The sequence below is a fragment of the Vibrio kagoshimensis genome, from assembly GCF_050337535.1.
GTDB classification, from domain to species: domain Bacteria; phylum Pseudomonadota; class Gammaproteobacteria; order Enterobacterales; family Vibrionaceae; genus Vibrio; species Vibrio gallaecicus.
Window position 1 is genome coordinate 1 of the sequence record NZ_JAKJSZ010000005.1, and the last position, 24,752, is coordinate 24,752.

Here is a 24,752-nt window from a genome sequence, read left to right on the forward strand (position 1 = left end):
GCTACATTGTTTTAAGAAGATAAGAAGATAAGAAGATAAGAAGATAAGAAGATAAGAAGATAAGAAGATAAGAAGATAAGAAGATAAGAAGAGGCGATTAATATTAATTATAAACGATCACTAGGCTTTGAGGTTTGTACCTAGTGTGGAAATGGTGCGGGTTTGACCTCCGGCATTGTAAGTCATCCCAATTTTACCCTGACTTTGCTGCATTAAGTTGCTCAGTTTATTAAAGCTGAGTTGAGCACGATTCAGAGCTTCACCATTGGTTAAATTTGCTTGTTGGCAGTCATGTACTATTGATTGTATCTTCGATACAAGATCGGCGAGTTCAGGCTTTTCTCGCAATTCGTTCACATTACTATGAGAGGCTATTCTTTGATCTGTTTGATTGAGCTGATTAATTAAAACCACTTTCTCTTTAGCTAAGCGTTCGATATCACCAGATTTTCGACCTGTGATCGCAACTTTCTCTAATTCTAAAAGTTCAGAAAGAGACTGTGCGCTTTGTAGTTGAAAATTGATTAAATCTACTAATGCCGCCATAAATGAAACCTGCTTAAGCTAGTTAAAGCTTAAAGACCTTTTAGTTCACTCTCAATTTTGATCATGTTGTCAGCCAGTTTTTCTGGGTCGACAGTGTAAGACCCGTTTGCGATCGCTTCTTTTATTGCTGCCACTTTTGCAGTGTCGAAACTAGGTTGAGAAGCCATATCTTGATGCAATTGACCAAGAGCTTTACTTTGTTGACTCAGTGAAACAGCATCTTTCGCTGATGATTTTGAGCTAACTTCAGAGCTAGACGCCTGAGTATTAGAATCAGAACGTGCGGTAGAAGAACGATTAGTCGTTGTAAAAGTTTGCCCCGAACGTATGTTATCAATGCCTGCCATATCTATGCCTTTCTACAATTATGTGAACCTGTACAGTCAATATCGACCTTAGGTGTGATTACTTTAGCAATTTTTTTGCTTCGTAATCAAAAAATGAACGTAATAGATATCCTTACTTACTCATGCAAATCATATTGTATGCAGGCAGGCTAAGCTTTCAGTAAAATGGTTAGAAATAAACCGTAACTTCTGAAATATCAGTTACAACACCTTCGATTATACGTTGTGATTTGTCATTTTTCACCCTGACTTGATCACCTGTAGAGCCATCAGTGAGGGCGGTACCTTTAGTTGTGATAACCATCCCACCTTTTATTGCTTGAATCACAACTTTTTCATTACGGCATACTACGCAAATATCACCTCGCTCAACGACATCTCCAGGTCTTAAATTCTTTTTCACTTTAGCGCCAACCACTTGCTTGGCCTGAGTGAACCCTTGTCTGCGAAATTTATTGAGTTCAATCATAGTGATCGTCACATCATATTGACCTAAAAGCTCACCACGAGATAAAGAACGTGTGGCTGTGACTAGAGGGACAGACATTGACATACGCACTGGAACATAGATGCGCCATTCATCTGGGACACACTGAACTAATACGGTGATGCTACTTCGCTTATTGCTGGTAGTAGAAGCACTGGTTTCTAAAGGAATCGGGCAATCGGTCGCCTTAACACGAGAATCTATATTGGCTGCTTTAATGACCAATTCTCCGCCCATAGGTTGTTCAACCGTATTCGAAATATGGGTTTCAGCCGCAGTTTGGATCATTTCTATCTGTTCATATGTTGCAGCTTTAGCAAAAAAACTAAACAAAATTGCTAAAATGCCGATAGACTTAGCAAAAGTTTTATAGAAAGCTCTACACTTAGTTATAGAAAAAAGATGTAGATTTAAATTATAATACATCATTCTGTTTCTCTGATGGTTCGTAGCCTGTAGTAGACTAACACTTTTTATTATTAAAAGTTTGATATGGAGATGAGCTTATGTCGGGTATTCTTGATTCAGTGAATCAGCGTACGCAACTTGTCGGTCAAAACCGATTGGAATTATTAACCTTTCGCCTGATGGGGCGTCAGCGCTACGGCATCAACGTATTTAAAGTAAAAGAAGTACTACAGTGCCCTAAACTTACTTTAATGCCAAATCTGCACCACTTAGTGAAAGGGGTGGCTCATATCCGTGGGCAAACTGTATCGGTTATAGATTTGAGTTTAGCAGTTGGTGGTCGACCAACGACTGATATTGATAAATGCTTTGTCGTGATTGCAGAGTTTAACCGAACTATACAGGCATTCTTAGTGAGTTCAGTTGATCGAATTGTTAATATGCACTGGGAAGCAATTCTTCCACCGCCAGATGGTTCAGGCAAAGAACATTACTTAACTGCCGTGACGAATATCGACGATGAACTTGTCGAAATTCTAGATGTAGAAAAAATTCTTGCTGAAATATCACCTGTAGATGAAACAATGGATGCTTCAATTGGCGAATCTATCGCTCAAGTTGAAACAGAAAAAGAAATTGTTCGTCGTATACTGATAGCTGATGACTCTACTGTGGCACGTAAGCAAGTTCAACGCGCGATTGAATCAATCGGCTTCGAAGTAGTTTCGGCTAAAGATGGTAAAGAAGCTTATGAAAAACTGCTTGAAATGGCAGGCGAAGGCAGCATTTACGATCAAATTTCATTAGTGATTTCGGATATCGAAATGCCAGAAATGGACGGTTATACTTTAACTGCCGAAATTAGACGACATGCAGAGCTTAAGAATTTGTATGTAATTTTACACTCTTCATTAAGTGGTGTATTTAACCAAGCAATGGTTGAGCGAGTAGGAGCAAACTCCTTTATCGCGAAATTCAACCCAGATGAGCTTGGTGCAGCGGTGAAAGCTGCTCTAACTAACTAAAAGAGACATTAATGACTGCTATAACAATAAGTGATCAAGAATATCGCGATTTCAGCCGTTTTTTAGAATCTCAATGTGGCATTGTACTGGGCGACAGTAAGCAATACTTAGTGCGTAGTAGGCTCAGCCCATTAGTAACGAAGTTTAAATTAGCTTCGTTATCAGATTTACTAAGAGATGTGGTTTCAGGCAGAAATCGTGAACTAAGAGTTGCGGCTGTAGACGCCATGACGACAAATGAGACACTTTGGTTCCGAGATACTTATCCGTTTGCTGTATTAGCAGATAAGCTTTTACCGGAAGTAGCGGCAAATAAACGCCCAATTAAAATTTGGTCGGCGGCAAGTTCTTCAGGTCAAGAACCGTATTCTATGGCGATGACTATTTTAGAAACTCAATCTCGTAAGCCAGGAATGCTGCCTAACGTCTCAATAACGGCGACTGACATTTCAGCGAGTATGCTGGATATGTGTCGTGCTGGTGTTTATGACAATTTAGCTCTTGGACGTGGTCTTTCTCCTGAACGTCGTCGCACTTTCTTTGAAGATGCAGGCGATGGTCGAATGAAGGTAAAAGATAATGTAAAGCGTATGGTTAACTTCCGCCCTCAAAATTTGATGGATAGTTATGCGTTACTTGGTAAATTCGATATCATTTTTTGTCGTAACGTTTTGATTTATTTCTCACCTGATATGAAATCAAAAGTGTTGAATCAAATGGCAAATAGTTTAAATCCTGGCGGTTATTTACTACTTGGTGCGTCAGAATCTTTAACTGGTTTAACCGACCGATTTGAAATGGTTCGTTGTAACCCAGGCATTATCTACAAATTAAAGTAGCTCTAAATTAAAATAGCGGTTACCAATTAAGTAGCGTCTCTGTCATGCAGAATTATTAAAGCCCAGCCTAGTGCTGGGTTTTCTTTTTCTGGAAGAACAGATATCTTTAAGAGAGAGTGACATTCCAAAGATCTCTAACTATGGCGTATTTATTGCTAGCTCCTACAGCAATGRAAATGCATTTAAACGGTATAATTTATATAAAACCACTTAGTATTTTAAAGTTGGTATATATATTGCTTTAATAATTTTATGAAAGTCAGTTCTTGAGTTGAGGTTTACATGGCTATTTCTTTTGATAATGCATTAGGTATTCACCAGCACACTGTTGGTGTACGTGAGCGAAACGCTGAGGTGTTGTCCACCAATATCGCGCAAGCAAACACACCTGGGTATAAAGCAAAAGGATTAGACTTTCAGAAATCACTGCAGGCGGCAAGTTCTGGGGCAAGTATTGGTCTTAGCCGAACAGATGGTCGGCATATTTCTGCCTCAACTACGGTGAATGGAGAAACGATGTATCGAACTCCTACTCAACCAGATACAGGAGATGGCAACACGGTGGACTTGGATTTGGAAAGAAACTTATTTATGCAAAACCAAATTAGACACCAAGCATCTCTTGACTTCTTAGGAAGTAAATTCAAGAACTTAACGAAAGCACTTAAAGGGGAGTAATTAGATGAGCTTATTTAATGTATTCAATGTGACTGGTTCTGCTATGAGCGCTGAATCTATTCGTCTAAATACCACCTCAAGTAACCTGGCAAATGCCGATAGTATCAGCAGCTCAGCTGAAGATACTTATAAAGCTCGTCACGCCGTATTTGGTGCCGAGTTAAGTCAGGCTCGTAATGCTGGTGGGCACACCGTTCCTGTAAAGGTCATGGGTATTGTAGAAAGTGATAAACCACTTAATGCAGAGTACAACCCTGATCACCCACTAGCGAACGACGAAGGTTACATCTACAAACCTAACGTTAACGTTATGGAAGAAATGGCTAATATGATTTCTGCATCTCGCGCGTACCAAACCAACGTACAAGTAGCAGACTCAAGTAAACAAATGCTGCTGCGTACGCTGCAGATGGGTCAATAAGGATAAGGAGGTAGCATATGGCTGGAATCAATAATGTTGGTCAAAGCGGCTTGTCCTATGTTGACCAACTAAAGAGTCTTCAAGACAACAAGAAGCCGGATGAAACAACAGGTAAGCAAGAGCTTAAGCAAGAAGACTTCTTATCTTTGTTAACGAAGCAACTTGCTCAGCAAGACCCTTTCAAGCCGGTTGGAAACGACCAAATGATTGCGCAAATGGCTTCATTTGCGACCGTTGATGGCATTGAGAAAATGAATACACAGTTTGAAAGCTTGAATTCATCAATGACATCTAACCAAGCACTTCAGGCTTCTTCTTTAGTCGGTCGAGATGTGTTGGTTCCTGGAGCGGCAGGTGTGAAAGCAGGCAACAGCGGAATGGCGGCAATGGTTAAACTTCCTCAAGCAATGGATAACCTTATGGTTAGAGTTGAAAACGAAGTTGGGCAATTAGTTCGTACATTGGATGTTGGTGCAAAACCTGCTGGTGACACTCGTGTTGAATGGGACGGAAAAGACGAAGACGGTAATCCATTGCCGGCGGGTAAATACAATGTGAAAGCGGCGGGTTTACTTGATGGTGAGAACACAGAATTCCCAGTTTCGACTTATGCGAACGTGAATAGTGTGCTTCTTGGTAAAGGTGATGGCAACGTACTACTCAATCTGGCTGGTTTCACTTCGCCAGTTCGACTTGCCGAAGTATTAGAAGTTGGCAAAGCGTAGTCGCTCTTTATTGAGTAATTAAGCTAGCTAGATTAGGAGAATATTGGAATGTCATATGTATCTTTAAGCGGTTTATCCGCAGCTCAATTAGATTTGAACACAACGAGTAACAACATTGCGAATGCAAACACCTTTGGCTTTAAAGAGTCTCGAGCTGAATTCGGTGATGTGTACTCAAGCTCTTTATTTACAAACGGTAAAACCACTCCAGGTGGCGGTGCTCAGGCGGCAAAAGTTGCTCAGCAGTTCCACGAAGGTTCAAGCGTTTACACGAATAATCCAATGGATTTACGTGTAAGTGGTACTGGTTTCTTTGCTGTTTCTAAAGACAAAATGATCCCTGAGATTAATGAATTAACACGTAATGGTGCCTTCCATTTAAATAAAGATAACTTCATGGTTACGTCTAACGATGAGTTTCTTTTAGGTTACGATGTTGATCCTGATAGCGGTGAAGTTCTTTCTTATGCGCCAAAGCCGTTAGACATTCCAGCTGAGTTTGGTAAGCCTAAGCAGACAGAAAACATCGATGTCGGTGTAAACCTTCCTGCTAACGGTGATTTGAAAGATCCTGCTGCATTCGACTTTGAAGACCCGGATACTTATAACCGTGCAACCTCTTCAACCGTTTATGATTCAATGGGTCAGTCGTACAAATTAACGACATACTACCTAAAAGATCAAACACAGCCGAATACGTGGCAAACGTACTACACCATGACTGATGACGCAGGTGAAAAACCACTAAATATCAATGCAGGTGATGCGGCAAATGCTACAGGTCACGTTGGTCACACTATGAAGTTTAACAATGATGGTACATTGGCGAGCCTGAATAACGGTCAACCGATCACATCTGTTGCTCTTGGTGACCCTACAAATCCAACACCTGTGGATCTAAATGGTGCCGATCCAACACAAGTATTAAAACTTGGTTTAGACTCTTCAACTCAGTTTGCTGCTCCATTTGAGCTGACAAAGTTTGATGAAGATGGTGCAACAACGGGTTTCCTTACCAAGATCGACTTTGATGAATACGGAACAGTACTAGGTACGTATTCGAATGGTGAGAATGTAATGCTTGGACGTGTAGGCTTGGTTCGTGTACCTAATGAACAAGGTCTAGACAAAAAAGGTGGTACTCAGTGGGATTCTACCAATTACTCAGGCGATAAAATCTGGGGCGAATCGAATAAAGGTTCATTTGGTGGCATCAACAATGGTTCACTTGAGCAATCGAACATCGATATGACTCAAGAGTTGGTAGATTTAATCTCCGCTCAGCGTAACTTCCAAGCGAACTCCCGTTCTCTTGAAGTACATAACCAGCTACAGCAAAATATCCTTCAGATTCGATAATTAGTTCTGCTCTGAATCGAAATAATACCCAATTCATAGATGTGAGTTGGGTATTATTGCTGTGTATGTATTTGCCGTTTGAATTGCCACTTTACCTTTGCCGCAGGCAATATCCTTTCATTACCGATTAATATCGGTTATCAACCTCCCCTCTAATTTAATTAATTACTTGATAAATAAGTAATTTTAATGTTGGCACGCCAATTGCTTTAATTGATCCAGATGTGATTTTTTGGAGCAAATTATGGATCGTGCACTGTTTCTTGCCATGAGCGGCGCTAAGCAAAATATGCAAGCTTTGCAGCTACGCGCAAACAACCTTGCTAACGTGAGTACAACAGGTTTTCGTGCCGATTTAGCACAAGCTCGTTCAATGCAAGCGTATGGTGAAGGTTTACCTACTCGCGTATTCAGCATGACAGAACGCCCGGGTCATAATTTCTCTCAAGGAAGCGTAGTAACAACCGGTCGTGATCTTGACGTTACGATTGAAGGTGACGGTTGGATTTCGGTTATGGATAAAACTGGTCGTGAAGGCTTAACTCGTAATGGCAATCTAAAGATTGACCAAAACGGTATGCTATCAAATGGCAGTGGTCACCTAATTCTTGGTGATAATGGCGCACCTATTACTCTTCCTATTCCACTTAGTAAAATTGAGATTGGCTCTGACGGTACAATTTCTGTGATTCCTCAAGGCGCTCCAGCAGAAGAACTCGCAGTGGTTGATCGGATCAAGTTAGTCCGTCCAGATAATCAAACGTTATTTAAAGACACGAATGGTCTATTTCGTTCGAAAAACCCAGATCAGGCATACGAAGCAGACGCCGCGGTAAAAATACTTACCGGCGCTGTAGAAGGCAGTAACGTAAATGCCGTTGGTGAAATGACCAGCCTTATTGACTTACAGCGTCAATTTGAAATGCAGGTCAAAATGATGAGCACAGCAGAAGAAATGGACAAATCGTCTGATTCACTGCTTCGTATGAGCTAATAGACTTTTAAGGGGATTGCTATGCATCCAGCATTATGGGTAAGTAAAACAGGTTTAGATGCCCAACAAACCAATATCTCAACCATTTCAAATAACTTAGCTAACGCATCAACAATTGGTTTTAAAAAAAGCCGCCCAGTATTTGAAGACTTGTTTTATCAGAATATTAACCAACCTGGTGGTCAGTCTTCGCAGAATACTGAACTTCCAAGTGGTTTGATGCTAGGTGCAGGTGCAAAAGTTGTGGCAACACAAAAAGTACACACGCATGGTAATGCACAAACAACGACAAACAGCCTAGATATGATGATCGAAGGTGACGGCTTTTTCCAAATCGAAATGCCAGATGGGGAAACCGGTTACAGCCGTAATGGTCAATTTACGCTAGATGGTGATGGAGCTATCGTGACTTCCGGTCAGGGCTACCGTTTACAACCAGAAATTGTAATTCCTGATGATGCAATCTCAGTCACAGTTGGTAACGATGGTGAAGTATCAGTAAGAATGCGTGGCGAACAAAATAACGTTGTGGTTGGTCAGATTACAATTACAGATTTTGTGAACCCAGGCGGTCTAGAGCCGATTGGACAAAACCTTTACTTGCCAACTGGTGCAAGTGGTGACCCTCAAGAAGGTGTCCCGGGTTTCGACGGTTTAGGTAATGTTCGACAGTCTATGCTAGAAACTTCAAACGTAAACGTAACCGAGGAGCTTGTTAATATGATTGAAGCTCAGCGTGTATATGAAATGAACTCTAAAGTGATCTCATCCGTGGATAAGATGATGAGCTTTGTTAACCAACAACTTTAAGTTTAACCCGTTTACTTAATGGTAATTGAGAGAGTATCAACATGAAACGTATCCTTTTATTAACCTTAATCGCTTCGATGTCGGGCTGTAGTATGCTTGAGCCGATAGAAACTCCAGCCGAAGAAAACGCAACGACGGTTGTCGATGCGGTCGAAGGTGATAAGTCGAGTGAAGAGAGTTCAGGTATTGTTGATACTTTACGTGGGCGTACCGACCCAATTGCTGGTGACCCTGCTTGGGCGCCAATTCATCCCAAAGAGAAGCCAGAGCACTATGCGGCAGCGACTGGGTCTTTATTTAATGTGAACCATATTGGCAGCATGTACGATGACTCAAAACCACACGGTATTGGTGACATTATTACAGTGGCATTAGATGAAAATACCCGCGCGACTAAAAAAGCTAATGCAGATATGTCTAAATCAAATGATTCATCCATGGAACCTCTAGCGGTTGGTGGTCAAGAGTTGACGATAGACAAATACAACTTCTCTTATGATTTAAGTAATACCAACACGTTTGCTGGTGATGCATCGGCTAATCAAAGTAACAGTATTAGTGGCTATATCACGGTAGAAGTTATTGAAGTGCTGGCGAATGGTAACTTGGTAGTACGTGGTGAAAAATGGATGACACTAAACACTGGTGATGAATATATTCGTCTAAGTGGCACGATTCGACCTGATGATATTGCTTTCGATAATACCATCGCTTCTAACCGAGTATCGAACGCAAGAATTCAGTATTCAGGCACCGGCGTACAACAAGATATGCAAGAGCCTGGATTCTTGGCACGATTCTTTAATGTAGCTTTATAGCAACTCGGTAAATGTCGAACTTTTAGCATTTACTTTGAAATACACGAACACTTCAAAGACAGGTTACTACTATGAAAAAGCTAACATTAATACTACTGAGCATGATTTTCCTTGCCACCAGTGTGCATGCCGCTCGCATCAAAGATGTGGCAAAAGTTGCTGGTGTTCGTAGTAACCAATTAGTGGGCTATGGTCTAGTAACCGGTCTTCCAGGTACAGGTGAAACAACTCCCTTTACCGATCAAACGTTTAACGCGATGCTGCAAAACTTTGGCATTCAATTGCCGCCAGGTACTAAACCAAAAACAAAGAATGTTGCAGCGGTGATTGTTACAGCAGAACTGCCGGCTTTTTCTAAGCAAGGTCAACAAGTTGATGTAACTGTTTCTTCTATTGGTTCTGCAAAAAGCTTACGTGGCGGTACGCTTCTACAAACGTTTCTAAAAGGTTTGGATGGGCAAGTTTATGCCATCGCACAAGGTAACCTTGTCGTAAGTGGTTTTAGTGCAGAAGGTAATGACGGTTCTAAAATTGTAGGTAACAACCCAAATGTGGGTATCATCTCTAGTGGCGCGATGGTTGAGCAAGAAGTACCTACACCATTTGGTCGTGGTGACTATATTACGTTTAACTTAATTGAATCAGATTTTACTACCGCTCAACGTTTGGCTGATGCAGTAAATAATTTCCTCGGTCCTCAAATGGCATCAGCAGTAGACGCTACTTCTGTTCGTATTCGCGCTCCTCGTGAAATTAGCCAACGAGTTGCTTTCTTATCAGCTGTCGAGAATGTGGAATTCGATCCAGCAGAAGGGGCGGCAAAAATTATTGTTAACTCTCGAACCGGCACTATTGTTGTTGGTAAAAATGTTCGCCTAAGGTCTGCTGCTGTTACTCACGGTGGTATGACGGTTGCGATCAAAGAAAATCTTAATGTGAGCCAACCTAATGCTTTTGCTGGTGGGCAAACGGCAGTGGTTCCTGATACCGATATTGAGGTAACTGAAGCTGACGGCAAGATGTTTAAATTTGAACCTGGTTTAACGCTTGATGATCTTGTTCGAGCAGTAAACGAGGTTGGTGCAGCTCCTTCTGATTTAATGGCGATACTTCAAGCACTGAAACAAGCTGGTGCGATTGAAGGTCAGCTGATCGTTATCTAGGAGCGATGACATGATTAAGAATAATAATGACATCGGATTTATTCATGATATTGGCAGCTTAGACCGGTTACGTCAGCAGGCTGTTAATGGTGAAGAAGGCGGTGAAGAAGCAGCATTGCAAGCCGCGGCTAAGCAATTTGAATCTATCTTTACTTCAATGCTTTTTAAATCAATGCGTGATGCAAACTCCAGCTTTAAGTCTGACATGTTAAGCAGTGAAAATGAAAATTTTTACCGTCAAATGTTGGATGACCAAATGTCGAGTGAACTAAGTGCTTCAGGCTCTTTAGGTTTAGCCGATATGATTGTTGCTCAATTGAGCTCAGGCAAGGCGGCTGATGGCACTGAAGCTAAAGTCCGTACAGATGGTTTTGATCCTGCTTTAGAAAGACCGAAGTTTTCCGCTCGTTCTGAGACTCAAGCTGCATCGCCTGAAATTGCGGCGATGAATAATAAACCTCAGCCTACATCTTTTGATTCTCCAGAGTCTTTTGTGACCTCAATGAAACCTTACGCTGAAAAAGCAGCCCAAGCTTTGGGTGTGGATTCATCGTTGTTATTAGCTCAAGCTGCGCTTGAAACTGGCTGGGGCTCTAAGATGGTAAAAAACTCTTTGGGCAACAGTAATAATCTGTTTAATATCAAAGCAGATCGCAGTTGGAAAGGTGAGAAGGTTGCCACTCAAACTCTAGAGTTTCATGGCAAAACTCCGGTTAAAGAGTCAGCTTCTTTCCGTTCGTACTCTTCGTTTGAAGACAGTTTTAACGATTATGTGAAATTCTTGAATGAAAATCCAAGGTATGAAACGGCTCTACAGCATAAAGGTGATTCAAGCTCCTTTATTAATGGAATTCATCAGGCTGGATACGCGACCGATCCAAACTATGCTGATAAAGTCTTACGTGTAAAAGCTAAGATTGACCAAATGTAATAAAAGATAAAAAAGAGCTTTCTTATCGAAGCTCTTTTTTATTTCAGCTAAACCTTCCTATTTTATATCTTTCATCTATTCAGACACTTACCTTTTAAAAGCTTAATTTAAATAGTGGCATGTATTTTGCTTTTCTATTGTTAGTTGAATCAGTTAATCCTGATTATATTAAGTTTTTTGGGGGCATTATGGCGTCGGATCTTCTGAATGTAGGTACACAAAGTGTTCTTACCGCTCAGAGACAGTTAAACACCACAGGTCATAACATTTCGAACGCGAATACAGAAGGCTATAGCCGTCAATCTGTTATTCAAGGCGTTAATGACCCACGCCAGTTTGGTGGACAAACTTATGGTATGGGCGTTCACGTGGAAAATGTTCGCCGCTCGTGGGATCAGTTTGCCGTTAACGAACTGAACCTATCGACAACCAATGCCGCCAATAAAAGTGATGCTGAATCTAATATCGATATGCTTTCTAGCATGTTGTCTTCCGTTGCATCTCAAAAAATTCCAGAACACTTAAATGAGTGGTTCGATGCAGTAAAAACCCTTGCGGACACTCCAAATGATGTAGGTGCCCGTAAAGTAGTACTAGAAAAAGCAGGCTTGATTACTCAAACATTAAATGAATTCCACGAAACGATTCGTAAGCAATCTGATGTGTCGAATAAAAAATTAGATATGGGTATCGAGCGTGTGAATCAACTTGCGGTTGAGATTCGTGATGTTCAACGCTTAATGATGAGAGCACCAGGTCCACATAATGATTTACGAGATGAGCATGAAAAGCTGATCAATGAATTATCGGGCTACACCAAAGTGACTGTGACTCCACGTTCAAACTCTGAAGGTTTTAATGTCCATATTGGTAACGGCCATACATTAGTGTCGGGAACCGAAGCCAGCCAACTACGTTTGGTGAACGGCATCCCGGATACCCATCAACGCCGACTGGCAATAGTTGAAGGGCAAGTGGTTAAGCCGATTACTAGCCAAGATATTGATGGGAAAATTGGTGCCATGCTAGATATGCGTGACAACTTAATCCCGGAAGTGATGGATGAATTGGGGCGTTTAGCGGTTTCTTTTTCACATGAAGTGAATACCTACCAATCACAGGGGTTGGACTTACGTGGACAAGTTGGCGGTAATATTTTTTCTGACGTCAATTCAGAAATATCAGCAAAGTCTCGAGCTATAACAAGTGGGCAATCTAATGCCGAGGTTGCCGTGTTCATCGATGATCCTTCAACATTGAAGGGTGGCGAATATGGTTTACGTTATGACGGCAGTGACTATGTAGTAACAAAGCCAAGTGGAGAAACTATTAAGGTTAGCACTGACTCAAGTGGTAATGCCTTTTATCTTGATGGTATGCGGGTAGAAATAAGAAACCCACCAGAACTTGGCGAAAAAGTCCTTTTACGACCAACTCGTAATTCAGCGGCTCAAATGCAAATGAATACCGTCGACCCAAAAAATATCGCGGCTCAAAGCTATGAAGCATCAACCACATTTGCGCAAGGTACTGCTGAGTTTAAAATTTTAGCCGCGGGTGCTTTGCGAGAGTTTGAAGTAATTGTATCCCCTAAAGGTGATCAATTTGCAGTAACAGATACTAAAGGGAATGTATTAATGCAGCCCCAACCGTATCCACCAACAGAACCTGTGACGGTTCAGGGCACAACGTTTGAATTAACCAAAGGTGCTATTGCTAACGATAAGTTTACCGCGAACTTAGTCCCTTCTGAGGGGGATAACGGTAACTTAAGAAAATTACAAGATATTCAGACAGATAAAAATTTAGATAACGGCGAATCTACCGTTCTTGATATCTATCATAATTTGAATACCAGCACCGGGTTGAAAGCATCAACCGCTATCAGACTCAGCGATATTGCGACATTAGAGAAAGAATCTGCCCAAGAGCGAATTGCTTCCATCTCGGGGGTTAACTTAGATGAAGAAGCGGCAAACATGATGAAATTTCAGCAAGCTTATATGGCTTCTTCACGTGTTATGCAAGCGGCGAACGATACATTCAATACCATTTTAGCTCTGAGATAGGGAGATAGATAAATGTTAAATCGTATTTCTAGTTTCCATAACTATCAATCAGTACAAAATGATTTGCGTCGTCAAGAAAATAAGGTGCATCACAACCAAGCTCAACTCGCTTCTGGTAAAAAGCTGATGTCTCCGAGTGATGACCCTTTGGCAACCCATTATCTTCAGAATATTGGTCAGCAGTCAGAACAATTAAAGCAGTACGGTGATGCGATTATTTTGGTTCGTAACCGTTTAGAGCACCATGAAGTGATTATTTCCAACTCTGAAAGTTTTGCTGATGAAGCGAAACGAACCGTTATGGAAATGATTAATGGTTCTTTATCGCCAGAAGATCGATTAGCGAAACAGCGTGAGATACAAGAATTATCAAATAATTTCCTTAACTTGGCGAATACCCAAGATGAGTCCGGTAACTATACCTTTGCGGGTACTAAGCCTAAGAGTCAGCCCTTCTTTAGAGATAATGAGGGTAACGTGACTTATGCCGGTGATGACTACCAAAGAAAAATGCGCATCGCCAGTAGCTTCGAAATGGCGATGAATGATCCTGGCAGTAAGCTCTTTATGGAAATTGATAATCCATTTGGTGATTTTGAGCCTCAGTATGAATTACAAACAGGTTCAGATTTACTGTTAGAGAAAGCGACAAGCAGTACCTTTCAGGATTCATCTAACTACAAAGTCACATTTGTAGATATGCAAAACGGTAAGTTTGGCTACCAATTAGAGAAAGATGGCAGTGTGGTAGATGCGAAGGAGTTTGACCCTCAAACCGGAATTGAATATGAAAATATCAAAATCCAAATTAAAGGGCAGATTACCAAAGGCGATTCAATTTCTTTAGAACCAAGAAGTAGCTTTAGTATTTTCGATACGTTTAAAGAAGCGTCTCGTTTAGCTGAGTCATCCGTGTCAGATACTTCTGCTACGGCAAAACTTCACCAGGTCACTGAAGAGTTTCATGCCGCCTTCATTCATATCACCAAGGCTCGCACAGATGTGGGTGCAAGGTTAAGTACTTTAGATATTCAAGAACAGCAACATGAAGATTTTAAGCTTTCTTTAGCGAAAGCTAAGAGTAATTTTGAAGATTTAGATTACTCCAAAGCCATTATTGAATTTAATGAAAACTCTCGAGCGCTGCAAGCTTCTCAGCAGGCGTTTGGTAAAACGAAAGATCTAACATTATTTAATTATATCTAACGGTTCCTTCAGAATTTGTTGAGTCACCTAGAGTTGCCTTATGTGCTATGCCGTAAGTGCTTCTAGCGAGAATGTGAAATTCTGAGGTTTGAATCGTAAGTCATGAATAAAAAGTAGCTTAGGTATTTGTTTTAAAGTGAATGTGGCAAAAAAAGCGGCAATCTTTTATACAAATATATCTTAGCTTGTCAGGTGATAGTGAAATGTTATCTGTTTTTGTTCTATCAAGTTGTTGAAATTTAAGTCTAATATTTTTATTGGTATTAAATTTAAAACTTGGCATACAACTTGTATCTATATAATCAGAAATGATTAAACAGTTCATAAATCCTCATTTGGGGGTTTAGCAAGTAATTTACGGTCAGTGCTTATCCATATGAGAGTAAAGCTGGCCGCTTCGCAGAAAGCTTGCGAACTCATAAGGAGAGCAAAATGGCTATCAATGTAAGTACCAACGTGTCGGCTATGACAGCGCAACGTTACTTAAATAAAGCCTCTAATGACCTAAATACTTCTATGGAGCGTTTGTCATCAGGGCATAAGATTAACAGTGCTAAAGATGATGCAGCGGGTCTGCAAATATCAAATCGACTGACGGCTCAATCCAGAGGTCTGGATGTAGCAATGCGAAATGCTAATGATGGTATTTCTATTGCTCAAACCGCTGAAGGTGCGATGAATGAGTCAACCAATGTAATGCAGCGTATGCGTGACTTGGCGATTCAATCTTCAAACGGTACTAACTCACCGGCAGAACGTGAAGCATTGAATGAAGAGTCTATGGCACTTCAAGACGAGCTAAACCGTATTGCAGAAACCACATCGTTCGGTGGTCGTAGACTACTAAATGGTACGTTTGGTGAAGCCTCTTTCCAGATTGGTTCAAATTCTGGTGAAGCAATGATCATGGGTCTAACGAGCGTTCGTGCGGATGATTTCCGTATGGGTGGTACTACGTTTGATTCAGAAAATGGCAAAGGCAAAGACTGGCAAGTTCCAGCAAATGCTCAAGATTTAAAACTTGAGTTTAAAACCAAATCAGGCGAAGAGATTATTCTCGATATCAACACTAAAGCTGGTGATGATATTGAAGAACTAGCGACTTATATTAATGGTCAATCTCATCTTGTTAACGCTTCTGTGACGGATGATGGCCGAATACAGATGTTTGTTGCTGAGCCTGATTTAGAAGGCTCTATGTCAATATCTGGTGGTTTAGCGTCTGAGCTGGGTATTAACAGTGAAGGTCGTAAGACATCAGTTCAAGATATTGACTTAACAAGTGTTGCCGGCTCTCAAAATGCGATTAGCATTTTAGATTCAGCATTGACTTATGTTGATTCACAACGAGCTGACCTTGGTGCGAAACAGAACCGTTTAAGCCACAGTATTAATAACTTGGCTAACGTTCAAGAGAATGTTGAAGCGTCAAACAGCCGTATTAAAGATACTGATTTTGCGAAAGAAACAACGCAAATGACGAAATCACAAATATTGCAACAGGCAGGTACTTCGATACTTGCTCAAGCAAAACAGTTGCCTAACTCTGCGATGTCACTATTGCAATAGTTATTGGTTGAACTTGTTGCTAATGCCCAGACGTGAGCGATGCAACAAGGGATACTGGCAAGCATATTTACTTGAATGATTAGCTCTCTCATCTCTCACCGCTTGTCATTTTGACGGTAGATATGCACTCGGTCTGACGAGAATATGTTCATTTCTCGATGATCTCCACATAGGATCTGATGACCAACTAGCCCCGGTTCTCTCAAAGGAAAAGGGGCTTTTTCCTTTCTGTTATACGCTACTTTCAAGTTTCTCCTTCTTCATTCATTCTAAGCTAACTTCTATTTACTCCCAGTTAACTTCTTTTTACTCGATTATTTCTTCTATTTTTGTTTGATAACTCGCCTAAAAATTTCTTCTAGATAAATCCATAGATTTAAATTAAAAATAACGTCATTTTAAGTTGTTGATTTTTAAGGATTAAATAATTTTTATGATTTTTATTAAAATTTTTCTAAAGGTCTGGGTTTTTGAGCCGTTATTAAAAGTAACTTTGAGAGAACTACTTGGTTTTTCGAGACGTCGGAAACCGCAATATCGAAAAATCAATTGGAGAAATCACCATGGCAGTGAATGTAAATACAAACGTATCAGCAATGACAGCGCAACGTTACCTAAACAACGCGAACAGTGCTCAACAAACCTCAATGGAGCGTCTAGCTTCTGGTTCTAAGATTAAYAGTGCAAAAGACGATGCGGCAGGTCTACAAATCTCTAACCGCTTAAACGTTCAAAGCCGTGGTCTTGATGTAGCAGTACGTAACGCGAATGACGGTATCTCTATTGCACAAACTGCTGAAGGTGCAATGAATGAAACGACAAACATTCTGCAACGTATGCGTGACTTGTCACTACAATCTTCAAATGGCTCTAACTCAAAATCTGAACGTGTGGCTATTCAAGAAGAAGTAACGGCGCTAAACGATGAATTGAATCGTATCGCGGAAACGACGTCTTTCGGTGGTAACAAACTACTGAACGGTACACACGGTACTAAATCATTCCAAATCGGTGCGGATAATGGTGAAGCGGTAATGCTTCAACTGAAAGATATGCGYTCTGATAACACKGAAATGGGCGGCGTTAGCTACCAAGCTGAAAACGGCAAAGGTAAAGACTGGAACGTTCAATCAGGCTCAAACGATTTAACTATCTCGCTAACAGACAGCTACGGTAATGAGCAAGAGCTTCAAATTAACGCTAAAGCAGGCGACGATATTGAAGAACTAGCAACGTACATCAATGGTCAACAAGACCTAGTAAAAGCGTCAGTAAGTGAAAAAGGTGAACTGCAAATGTTCGCTGGCAACAATAAAGTTGACGGTGAAGTGTCGTTCTCTGGTGGTCTTGCAGGTGAACTAGGCATGCAAGATGGCAAACAAGTAACTGTTGATACTATCGATGTAACATCGGTAGGCGGTGCTCAAGAATCAGTAGCTATTATTGATGCGGCACTTAAATACGTAGATAGCCACCGAGCTGAACTGGGTGCATTCCAGAACCGTTTCGACCACGCTATCAGCAACTTAGACAACATTAACGAAAACGTAAATGCTTCTAAGAGCCGTATTAAAGATACCGACTTCGCGAAAGAAACGACTCAGATGACTAAATCTCAGATCCTTTCTCAAGCATCAAGCTCGATTCTTGCACAAGCGAAACAAGCGCCTAACTCAGCGCTAAGCTTACTAGGTTAATAAACTGACTAGGCTAATACGTTAAAACTATTAGTAATAAGCTTTCCACAGAATTAGCTCGTGGTGAGAGATGAGCGTAAAAGGAACCCAGCTTCGGCTGGGTTTTTTATTGCCTATAATTTAAGTAGTGGCTGCTTGTGAATTAGGATAAATATAAGAGAAAAGAGTATTAAGATGGCGTGATCGGTTTCTTCAGGGCTGAGTGATTGATTATCTAGATAAAGATCACACTTTAGTCATTGATGAAAAATAATACGAAAAAAAACACTTTTTTTTCTAAAGCTTCTAATAAAGAGGCCGTTAAAGGGATTGAGAGAAATGAGATGTACCAATGTGAGGTGAGAGACTCGGAGGTACATCAGACAAATTGTAGTGTACGAATGAGAGGTGAGAGTCTCTGAAGTACATGAAAATGCCTAAAGGAGATCAATCATGGCAATAAACGTAAGCACTAATGTGTCTGCAATGACCGCACAGCGTTTTCTTAATAGCGCTGCTGAAGGTACACAAAAATCGATGGAGCGTCTGTCTTCTGGCTATAAAATTAATAGCGCAAAAGATGATGCTGCGGGCCTACAAATATCTAACCGTTTAAACTCGCAAAGTCGCGGTCTGGATATGGCTGTGAAGAACGCAAATGATGGTATCTCTATCGCACAGACAGCTGAAGGTGCAATGAATGAGTCTACTAACATTCTTCAACGTATGCGTGACCTATCTCTACAATCCTCTAACGGCTCAAACAGCAAGTCTGAGCGTGTTGCTATCCAAGAAGAAGTTTCTGCCCTAAATACAGAACTTAACCGTATTGCTGAAACCACATCTTTTGGTGGTAATAAGCTATTAAACGGTACTTACGGTAGCCAATCATTCCAAATCGGTGCTGACTCAGGCGAAGCTGTACAACTTGCTATTGGTAGCATGCGTACTGATACTTCTGCTATGGGCGGTAAGAGCTATGCTGCTGAAGAAGGTCAAGATGCTTCTTGGCGTACAGCTGCAGGTTCTGATCTGACAATGACTTACAACGATAAGTTTGGTGAAGAGAAAGAGATCACTATCAATGCTAAAGCTGGCAATGATCTTGAAGAACTTGCTACTTACATCAACGGTCAGAGTGAAGACGTAAAAGCATCTGTAGGTGAAGACGGTAAACTGCAAATGTTTGCTTCTAACCAAAAAGTGGATGGTGAAGTTGAGTTTGGCGGTAGCCTTGCTGGCGAACTGAGCATCGGTGATGCGAAAGAAGTAACGGTAAATGACATTGACGTAACATCAGTTGCTGGTTCTAATGAAGCGGTTTCTATTATCGATGGTGCATTGAAGTCAGTAGATAGCCAACGAGCTTCTCTTGGTGCATTCCAAAACCGTTTTGACCACGCGATCAGCAACTTAGATAACATCAACGAAAATGTTAATGCATCTAAGAGTCGTATCAAAGATACCGATTACGCAAAAGAAACAACAGCGATGACGAAGTCTCAGATCTTACAACAGGCGAGTACTTCAATTTTGGCACAAGCTAAGCAGTCACCGTCTGCAGCTCTAAGCTTATTGGGCTAAACTTACCTAAGGTAAGCTAGTCAATAGAGGCTTATAATTGATTAAATGAGTTTCTATTGTTAGCTCATAAGGCGGAAGGGAGATTGTTATGGAAATATCATCCTACACATCGAACGTCCAGCCTTACGGCTCACCAAGTGGCACTAAACTTGCTAGCGATGAAGGTAGTAGTGCGCCAAGTGTTTCAAAACTGAAAGACGTTACGTCTTCCGAAAAGGTAGAAAAACCGAAAGATAATTCTACTGAAACTGCGATTCAATTAGCTCAAAATAGACAAGAGTTAAATAAAGAAGAGCGAGTTAGGATGGTAGAAAAAATGAATGAATTTATTTCTTCTATCAATAAAGGTGTAGCATTTAAAGTAGATGAAGAGTCAGGTAGGGATGTCGTTACGATTTATGAAGCGACTACTGGTGATATTATTCGCCAGATTCCTGATGAAGAAATGCTTGAAATATTAAGGCGCCTAGCAGCCCAAACTGCCAATACTGGTTTATTGGCGGCTAAGGTATAAGTCGTATAATTGAGGTGATTTGATGAGTTTAGGCCCTATGGGGATGTCGTCTGGCATGGATATTAATTCCATGGTCAGCAAAATTGTTGATTCGGAGCGTGTGCCTAAACAGCAACGTATCGACAATGAAAGAACGCGAATAGACTCGAGTATTAGTGCCTATGGAAGACTCAGAGAATCTCTGGATTCGATGAAAGATCTGATGACAAACTTTCGTCAGGAAAAAGCGTTTGCAGTAAGAACGGTTGAAAGTACTGATGAAGGTGTTGTCTCAGCGACTGCAACTACAGATGCGATAGCAGGTAAATATGCCATCGATGTGTTGCAGCTTGCTCAAAGCCATAAAGTGGCTTCAGAAGCGTTATCTGAAGACACGAAGTTTGGTCCTGGCAAGCTGCAGGTTTCGCTTGGTGAAAAAAGCTTTGATGTACAAGTCGGTGATCGCTCTAAGCTTATCGACATTGTCAGAGGAATAAACGGCGCTACGGAAAATCCAGGCGTCCGTGCATCTGTTATTAATGACGTCGATGGTCCTCGTTTAATTGTTGCATCAAACTTATCTGGGAAAGATCATCAAATCAGCATTAATGTTGAATCTGAATCAGGTAACCCACTTAAAAAGCTTGAGTATAAAACACTAGAAGAGCGTGTTAATGATTTAGAAAAGGCGCGCTTATCTGCACAAGAAGTCCTATCAAAAACACCTGCGGGTATTGCTAAAGATGCAATCGACGAGGTAGCTCCGGAAAATGCCGTTGACGAAAATGGCAATCCTGTACCTAAAGATCCTAACGCGATAGAAAATGCCACAGATCCGACTGATGGATCTAATCTCAACGACGCGAGTGATGCAAATGATCTTAGCTACGGTCAAGCTGCGGCACTTGCTGGTCAACAGGCAATAGATGCTGCTGCTATTGCTTCCGTTATGCCAGAAGATAACATTGGTGGCTGGACAGAAACGGCATCAGGTACATTATTAGATTCATATCATACGCCTGAATTAGAACTTGATGAAAAAGCCATTGAAAAGGCTTCTGATGTCCCTGGGTGGTCAAACACCGCATCAGGTACATTAACTGATTCTTATGTCACACCTAAAGAAGCTCAGCAAAAGCTCGAAGCAGAGCAGGCTCGAATCGAAGAAAAACTTGCAGAAGAAAGCGCTGAACTTGCTGAAAAAGTCGAAAAAGGTGAATTAACACCAGAACAAGCTAAGCAGATTGAACGTGCAAAGTTAGATCCGGAAGAAAGACAGTTACTTGAAGAAGTCGATCAAGCACAAGATGAACTGGCAAAAGCTCAAGAATCTTTTGATACATACAATGGCATGTCTGAAGTGCAGTCTGGTCAAGATTCAATGGTTGTTATGGATGGTGTGGCTCAGCTTTCGAGTAATAATAACATTATTGAAGATGCCGTTGATGGTATTGATATTACCGTGAAAGGCACAACACCCAGAGATAAGGCTCCAGCTGAAATTGGAGTAGAGTACGATCGCTCAAGTGTTCGACAAGATATTGAAAGCTTTGTTAACTCCTATAATCAGTTTTACCAAGTATCTAAAAACTTATCTGGAGTGGATCCGGCGACAGGTCAAAAAGGACCTCTATCTGGTGATAGTACTGTGCGTAATGCAGATTCACGCCTAAAAGGTGTATTTTCTACTAACATTGAACAAGCGCCTGAAAATCTAAAGTCTCTAACTGAATTTGGTATTACAACCACTCGTCAAGGTACTTTAGAGATCAACCACGACATGCTTGATCGCCAGCTAAACAATAACTTTGACAAGCTTGGTGAGTTTTTTGGTGGCAATAATGGATTTGCTAAACGCGTCGAAGATGCCATACAGGGCATTACTGGGATTACCGGTTCAATTCGTACTCGTGAAAAAAGCTTACTGGAACAAAATTACCGCTTAGCCGATGACCAAGGGGCACTTGACCGCCGCATGGATAGCTTGGAAAGCCGTACTCATTCAAAATTTACCGCGATGCAAGATGCGACCAGTAAAATGCAGTCACAACTTGGCAGCATGATGAGTGCAATGTAGGTAAAGCATGAAGAGTGAATTAGAAGAACTTTGTGAGCTAGATCGACAAATATTTGCTAAGTTTGAAATTAGTGAAATAAACACTGAAGAAATTACTCAGCTTGTCGATAACAGGGAACAGTTATTGCAAAAGGTACTTCAGTTATTGGATTCATTCCCTGAAGTAAAGCAAAGCTCTGATTGGTTTGATGCAATAAGCCGAACCAAAAAATTAGTTGAATTGATGCAGTCAGAAACCAGTCGAGTGGGAAAAACACTCCATAAATATCGACATGGAAATAAATCGGTTCAGCAATATAAAAAGTTTTTATAAAAGAGGGTTACTATGCGCGGTTCTTTACAAGCATATAAAAAGGTATCAGTGGATAGTCAGCTAAGTGCTGCTTCACCCCATAAGATTGTTCAAATGCTAATGGCTGGTGCTATTGAGCGTTTAATCCAAGGCAAAGCTGCTATGCAAGCTGGTAATATTCCAGTAAAAGGCGAACGCTTAGGTAAGGCTTTAGACATCATAATTAGCCTACGTAGCTGCCTTTCTATGGATGATGGTGGTGATATCGCCAAAAACTTAGATCAACTATATGAATTTATGATCACGCAAATATCAGCAGCTAATCATCAGAACGATCCTCAGCCGATTGATGATGTTATTGATATTATCCGCGAAATTAAAGGCGCATGGGACCAAATTCCGAACGAGTTCCATAACCTGACATCTGCCGAAGTTGGCATATAAAGAAATTTAAAGTTCCAACCAAGCTCACATCAGCTAATTGCTTGGTTGCCTTATTTTTTTATTCAAATAAAATAGAAGCCATTAGATAGCCTAATGGCTTTTTTTCGTTGCTGATTTTCATAAATTGTCTATCGTTAACCATAACCTATGATTTCTTCATTAATTTATAGATAACGTTGTCCATGTTTTCTGCATCGCACCAATTATTAAGGCAATAAATCCTACTTATGCAAGGTTTGGCAAAACTGCTTGTTATCGATGATGACTCTAACAATCGTCGAAACTTAAGCACTATATTAGAGTTTGTAGGAGAGAGCTGCGAAGTAATCAGCTCTGAACAAGCTAATGAGATCGATTGGTCTCATATTTGGGCTGGCTGTATCATAGGCTCAATGAAGGACAATAAGTTCAATTCTCTATTTAGTGAGCATCTCATTCATGCTCACCATATACCTTTGCTTATCGTTAGTAAGAATAATCACTCGGTTGATGACCTTCCCAATTTTGTTGGTGAACTAGAGCTGCCTTTAAATTACCCTCAGGTGAGTGATGCCCTTAGGCATTGCAAAGACTTTCTTGGTCGTAAAGGTGTTCAGGTTGTATCTTCTTCGCGTAAGAACACGTTGTTTCGCAGCTTAGTTGGGCAGAGCTTAGGCATTCAAGATGTTCGCCATTTAATTGAACAAGTGTCTTCAACAGAAGCAAATGTTTTAATTCTTGGGGAATCTGGAACGGGTAAAGAAGTTGTCGCACGTAATATTCATTACCACTCGCCTCGCCGCTCTGGTCCTTTTGTTCCCGTGAATTGTGGCGCAATTCCACCTGACTTACTTGAAAGTGAGCTATTTGGTCATGAGAAAGGCGCATTTACCGGGGCAATAACCTCGCGTAAAGGTCGTTTTGAACTAGCAGATGGCGGCACATTATTTTTAGATGAAATCGGTGATATGCCGATGGCGATGCAAGTGAAGCTGCTGCGTGTCTTGCAGGAGCGAAGCTTCGAGCGCGTTGGTGGTAACAATACAATCAAAGCAAACGTACGTGTTATTGCCGCAACTCATCGCAACCTCGAAAACATGATTGATGATGAGTCTTTTCGTGAAGATTTATATTACCGTATCAATGTTTTCCCGATAGAGATGCCAGCGCTTAAAGATCGCAAAGAAGATATACCTCTGCTTTTACAAGAGTTGATGACACGTATGGAAGCAGAAGGCAGTTTGCCAATTTGTTTTACTCCGCGTTCTATTAATTCATTGATGGAGCATGATTGGCCAGGCAATGTACGTGAATTGGCTAACCTTGTTGAACGTATGGTGATCTTGTATCCAAATAGCTTAGTGGATGTAAACCACTTACCAACTAAGTATCGATACAGTGATATCCCTGAATTTCAGCCAGAGCATCATGCATTTGCGTCAGAGGAAGAGCTAGAGCAAGATGCACTTGCGGATATCTTCTCTGAAAGTTTTAGCTTCGATCAGTCTGATGAGCTTGTTGATCATGTTAATGCTCCGCAAGAGTTGCCACCTGAAGGTGTTAACTTGAAAGAGTTATTGGCAGATTTGGAAATCAACATGATTAATCAAGCATTAGAAGCGCAAGGCGGAGTCGTTGCAAGAGCTGCCGATATGCTGGGTATGCGACGTACAACCTTGGTTGAAAAAATGAGAAAGTATAATTTGCAGCGTTAATCTTCGGAAGCGAATGCACAGAACTGCAGCGAGTTTGAATGAATAAACTCATAGTCAAGTTCTTGTCGTATAGCTAACTCTGTGATAAATATACAAA

24 protein-coding genes are annotated in these 24,752 nt (G+C 40.9%); 21 read left to right on the forward strand and 3 right to left on the reverse strand.

Features of this window, described 5'->3' with window-relative positions:
- Window positions 1-120: 120 nt before the first annotated feature.
- The 3 genes from L4C37_RS04945 to flgA all read right to left on the reverse strand — a co-directional run bounded on the left by L4C37_RS04945 (window position 121) and on the right by flgA (window position 1,809).
- The gene (locus tag L4C37_RS04945; protein ID WP_273296852.1) at window positions 121-546 is read right to left on the reverse strand and encodes a flagella synthesis protein FlgN; all 426 of its coding nucleotides are present in this window, start codon (window positions 544-546) and stop codon (window positions 121-123) included.
- A gap of 29 nt (window positions 547-575) precedes the next feature.
- Window positions 576-893: a flagellar biosynthesis anti-sigma factor FlgM gene (gene flgM / locus L4C37_RS04950; RefSeq protein ID WP_137374815.1), complete on the reverse strand. Its 318-nt coding sequence runs from the start codon at window positions 891-893 to the stop codon at window positions 576-578.
- Between the two features lie 169 nt (window positions 894-1,062).
- Window positions 1,063-1,809 (reverse strand): flagellar basal body P-ring formation chaperone FlgA, encoded by a 747-nt coding sequence (gene flgA, locus L4C37_RS04955; protein ID WP_429768045.1) that lies wholly within the window; start codon window positions 1,807-1,809, stop codon window positions 1,063-1,065.
- 77 nt (window positions 1,810-1,886) lie between these two features.
- Here flgA and L4C37_RS04960 point away from each other — a divergent pair, with 77 nt between their 5' ends.
- From L4C37_RS04960 to L4C37_RS05060, 21 genes are all read left to right on the forward strand, one after another.
- Window positions 1,887-2,813: a chemotaxis protein CheV gene (locus tag L4C37_RS04960; protein WP_137374813.1), complete on the forward strand. Its 927-nt coding sequence runs from the start codon at window positions 1,887-1,889 to the stop codon at window positions 2,811-2,813.
- Window positions 2,814-2,824: 11 nt separating this feature from the next.
- Entirely contained in the window at window positions 2,825-3,652 is an 828-nt protein-coding gene (locus L4C37_RS04965; protein ID WP_137374812.1) for a protein-glutamate O-methyltransferase, read from the forward strand.
- 282 nt (window positions 3,653-3,934) lie between these two features.
- Window positions 3,935-4,330 carry a flagellar basal body rod protein FlgB gene (flgB, locus tag L4C37_RS04970; protein ID WP_137374811.1) on the forward strand — a complete coding sequence of 132 codons (396 nt, stop codon included), beginning with the start codon at window positions 3,935-3,937 and terminating at the stop codon, window positions 4,328-4,330.
- 4 nt (window positions 4,331-4,334) lie between these two features.
- Window positions 4,335-4,751, forward strand: coding sequence for a flagellar basal body rod protein FlgC (gene flgC / locus L4C37_RS04975; protein ID WP_137374810.1), 417 nt, complete (start codon window positions 4,335-4,337; stop codon window positions 4,749-4,751).
- A gap of 17 nt (window positions 4,752-4,768) precedes the next feature.
- On the forward strand, window positions 4,769-5,476 hold the full coding sequence (flgD, locus tag L4C37_RS04980) for a flagellar hook assembly protein FlgD (protein ID WP_137374809.1): 708 nt from the start codon (window positions 4,769-4,771) through the stop codon (window positions 5,474-5,476).
- 48 nt (window positions 5,477-5,524) lie between these two features.
- Window positions 5,525-6,835: a flagellar hook protein FlgE gene (gene flgE, locus L4C37_RS04985; protein ID WP_137374808.1), complete on the forward strand. Its 1,311-nt coding sequence runs from the start codon at window positions 5,525-5,527 to the stop codon at window positions 6,833-6,835.
- Between the two features lie 244 nt (window positions 6,836-7,079).
- Window positions 7,080-7,829, forward strand: coding sequence for a flagellar basal-body rod protein FlgF (gene flgF, locus L4C37_RS04990; RefSeq protein ID WP_137374807.1), 750 nt, complete (start codon window positions 7,080-7,082; stop codon window positions 7,827-7,829).
- A 21-nt stretch (window positions 7,830-7,850) separates the two neighbouring features.
- Complete coding sequence (gene flgG / locus L4C37_RS04995) at window positions 7,851-8,639, forward strand: flagellar basal-body rod protein FlgG (RefSeq protein WP_137374806.1); 789 nt, start codon at window positions 7,851-7,853, stop codon at window positions 8,637-8,639.
- Between the two features lie 41 nt (window positions 8,640-8,680).
- Window positions 8,681-9,457, forward strand: a complete 777-nt coding sequence (gene flgH, locus L4C37_RS05000) for a flagellar basal body L-ring protein FlgH (protein WP_372265235.1) — start codon at window positions 8,681-8,683, stop codon at window positions 9,455-9,457.
- A gap of 71 nt (window positions 9,458-9,528) precedes the next feature.
- Window positions 9,529-10,620, forward strand: a complete 1,092-nt coding sequence (locus L4C37_RS05005) for a flagellar basal body P-ring protein FlgI (RefSeq protein ID WP_137374804.1) — start codon at window positions 9,529-9,531, stop codon at window positions 10,618-10,620.
- Window positions 10,621-10,630: 10 nt separating this feature from the next.
- Window positions 10,631-11,551: a flagellar assembly peptidoglycan hydrolase FlgJ gene (gene flgJ / locus L4C37_RS05010; RefSeq protein WP_137374803.1), complete on the forward strand. Its 921-nt coding sequence runs from the start codon at window positions 10,631-10,633 to the stop codon at window positions 11,549-11,551.
- A gap of 188 nt (window positions 11,552-11,739) precedes the next feature.
- Entirely contained in the window at window positions 11,740-13,620 is a 1,881-nt protein-coding gene (gene flgK / locus L4C37_RS05015) for a flagellar hook-associated protein FlgK (protein WP_429768046.1), read from the forward strand.
- A 12-nt stretch (window positions 13,621-13,632) separates the two neighbouring features.
- The gene (gene flgL, locus L4C37_RS05020) at window positions 13,633-14,826 is read left to right on the forward strand and encodes a flagellar hook-associated protein FlgL (protein WP_137374801.1); all 1,194 of its coding nucleotides are present in this window, start codon (window positions 13,633-13,635) and stop codon (window positions 14,824-14,826) included.
- A gap of 432 nt (window positions 14,827-15,258) precedes the next feature.
- Window positions 15,259-16,395: a flagellin gene (locus L4C37_RS05025; protein WP_137374800.1), complete on the forward strand. Its 1,137-nt coding sequence runs from the start codon at window positions 15,259-15,261 to the stop codon at window positions 16,393-16,395.
- A gap of 563 nt (window positions 16,396-16,958) precedes the next feature.
- Window positions 16,959-18,092: a flagellin gene (locus tag L4C37_RS05030; protein WP_261856023.1), complete on the forward strand. Its 1,134-nt coding sequence runs from the start codon at window positions 16,959-16,961 to the stop codon at window positions 18,090-18,092.
- Window positions 18,093-18,524: 432 nt separating this feature from the next.
- The gene (locus tag L4C37_RS05035; protein WP_137372290.1) at window positions 18,525-19,655 is read left to right on the forward strand and encodes a flagellin; all 1,131 of its coding nucleotides are present in this window, start codon (window positions 18,525-18,527) and stop codon (window positions 19,653-19,655) included.
- 88 nt (window positions 19,656-19,743) lie between these two features.
- Window positions 19,744-20,169, forward strand: a complete 426-nt coding sequence (flaG, locus tag L4C37_RS05040) for a flagellar protein FlaG (protein WP_137372291.1) — start codon at window positions 19,744-19,746, stop codon at window positions 20,167-20,169.
- A gap of 22 nt (window positions 20,170-20,191) precedes the next feature.
- Window positions 20,192-22,225, forward strand: coding sequence for a flagellar filament capping protein FliD (fliD, locus tag L4C37_RS05045; RefSeq protein WP_429768047.1), 2,034 nt, complete (start codon window positions 20,192-20,194; stop codon window positions 22,223-22,225).
- A 7-nt stretch (window positions 22,226-22,232) separates the two neighbouring features.
- Entirely contained in the window at window positions 22,233-22,538 is a 306-nt protein-coding gene (gene fliT / locus L4C37_RS05050; protein WP_273294890.1) for a flagellar protein FliT, read from the forward strand.
- Window positions 22,539-22,550: 12 nt separating this feature from the next.
- Window positions 22,551-22,961 (forward strand): flagellar export chaperone FliS, encoded by a 411-nt coding sequence (gene fliS, locus L4C37_RS05055; RefSeq protein WP_137372294.1) that lies wholly within the window; start codon window positions 22,551-22,553, stop codon window positions 22,959-22,961.
- Between the two features lie 227 nt (window positions 22,962-23,188).
- Window positions 23,189-24,655, forward strand: a complete 1,467-nt coding sequence (locus L4C37_RS05060; protein WP_137372295.1) for a sigma-54 dependent transcriptional regulator — start codon at window positions 23,189-23,191, stop codon at window positions 24,653-24,655.
- The last annotated feature ends 97 nt before the right edge of the window (window positions 24,656-24,752 follow it).

Excerpts from the sequence above, each read along its gene's own strand:
- L4C37_RS04945 (WP_273296852.1), bottom strand. The coding sequence starts at position 546 with ATGGCGGCATTAGTAGATTTAATCAATTTTCAACTACAAAGCGCACAG.
- flgM (WP_137374815.1), bottom strand. The coding sequence starts at position 893 with ATGGCAGGCATTGATAACATACGTTCGGGGCAAACTTTTACAACGACT.
- flgA (WP_429768045.1), bottom strand. The coding sequence starts at position 1,809 with ATGATGTATTATAATTTAAATCTACATCTTTTTTCTATAACTAAGTGT.
- L4C37_RS04960 (WP_137374813.1), top strand. The coding sequence starts at position 1,887 with ATGTCGGGTATTCTTGATTCAGTGAATCAGCGTACGCAACTTGTCGGT.
- L4C37_RS04965 (WP_137374812.1), top strand. The coding sequence starts at position 2,825 with ATGACTGCTATAACAATAAGTGATCAAGAATATCGCGATTTCAGCCGT.
- flgB (WP_137374811.1), top strand. The coding sequence starts at position 3,935 with ATGGCTATTTCTTTTGATAATGCATTAGGTATTCACCAGCACACTGTT.
- flgC (WP_137374810.1), top strand. The coding sequence starts at position 4,335 with ATGAGCTTATTTAATGTATTCAATGTGACTGGTTCTGCTATGAGCGCT.
- flgD (WP_137374809.1), top strand. The coding sequence starts at position 4,769 with ATGGCTGGAATCAATAATGTTGGTCAAAGCGGCTTGTCCTATGTTGAC.
- flgE (WP_137374808.1), top strand. The coding sequence starts at position 5,525 with ATGTCATATGTATCTTTAAGCGGTTTATCCGCAGCTCAATTAGATTTG.
- flgF (WP_137374807.1), top strand. The coding sequence starts at position 7,080 with ATGGATCGTGCACTGTTTCTTGCCATGAGCGGCGCTAAGCAAAATATG.
- flgG (WP_137374806.1), top strand. The coding sequence starts at position 7,851 with ATGCATCCAGCATTATGGGTAAGTAAAACAGGTTTAGATGCCCAACAA.
- flgH (WP_372265235.1), top strand. The coding sequence starts at position 8,681 with ATGAAACGTATCCTTTTATTAACCTTAATCGCTTCGATGTCGGGCTGT.
- L4C37_RS05005 (WP_137374804.1), top strand. The coding sequence starts at position 9,529 with ATGAAAAAGCTAACATTAATACTACTGAGCATGATTTTCCTTGCCACC.
- flgJ (WP_137374803.1), top strand. The coding sequence starts at position 10,631 with ATGATTAAGAATAATAATGACATCGGATTTATTCATGATATTGGCAGC.
- flgK (WP_429768046.1), top strand. The coding sequence starts at position 11,740 with ATGGCGTCGGATCTTCTGAATGTAGGTACACAAAGTGTTCTTACCGCT.
- flgL (WP_137374801.1), top strand. The coding sequence starts at position 13,633 with ATGTTAAATCGTATTTCTAGTTTCCATAACTATCAATCAGTACAAAAT.
- L4C37_RS05025 (WP_137374800.1), top strand. The coding sequence starts at position 15,259 with ATGGCTATCAATGTAAGTACCAACGTGTCGGCTATGACAGCGCAACGT.
- L4C37_RS05035 (WP_137372290.1), top strand. The coding sequence starts at position 18,525 with ATGGCAATAAACGTAAGCACTAATGTGTCTGCAATGACCGCACAGCGT.
- flaG (WP_137372291.1), top strand. The coding sequence starts at position 19,744 with ATGGAAATATCATCCTACACATCGAACGTCCAGCCTTACGGCTCACCA.
- fliD (WP_429768047.1), top strand. The coding sequence starts at position 20,192 with ATGAGTTTAGGCCCTATGGGGATGTCGTCTGGCATGGATATTAATTCC.
- fliT (WP_273294890.1), top strand. The coding sequence starts at position 22,233 with ATGAAGAGTGAATTAGAAGAACTTTGTGAGCTAGATCGACAAATATTT.
- fliS (WP_137372294.1), top strand. The coding sequence starts at position 22,551 with ATGCGCGGTTCTTTACAAGCATATAAAAAGGTATCAGTGGATAGTCAG.
- L4C37_RS05060 (WP_137372295.1), top strand. The coding sequence starts at position 23,189 with ATGCAAGGTTTGGCAAAACTGCTTGTTATCGATGATGACTCTAACAAT.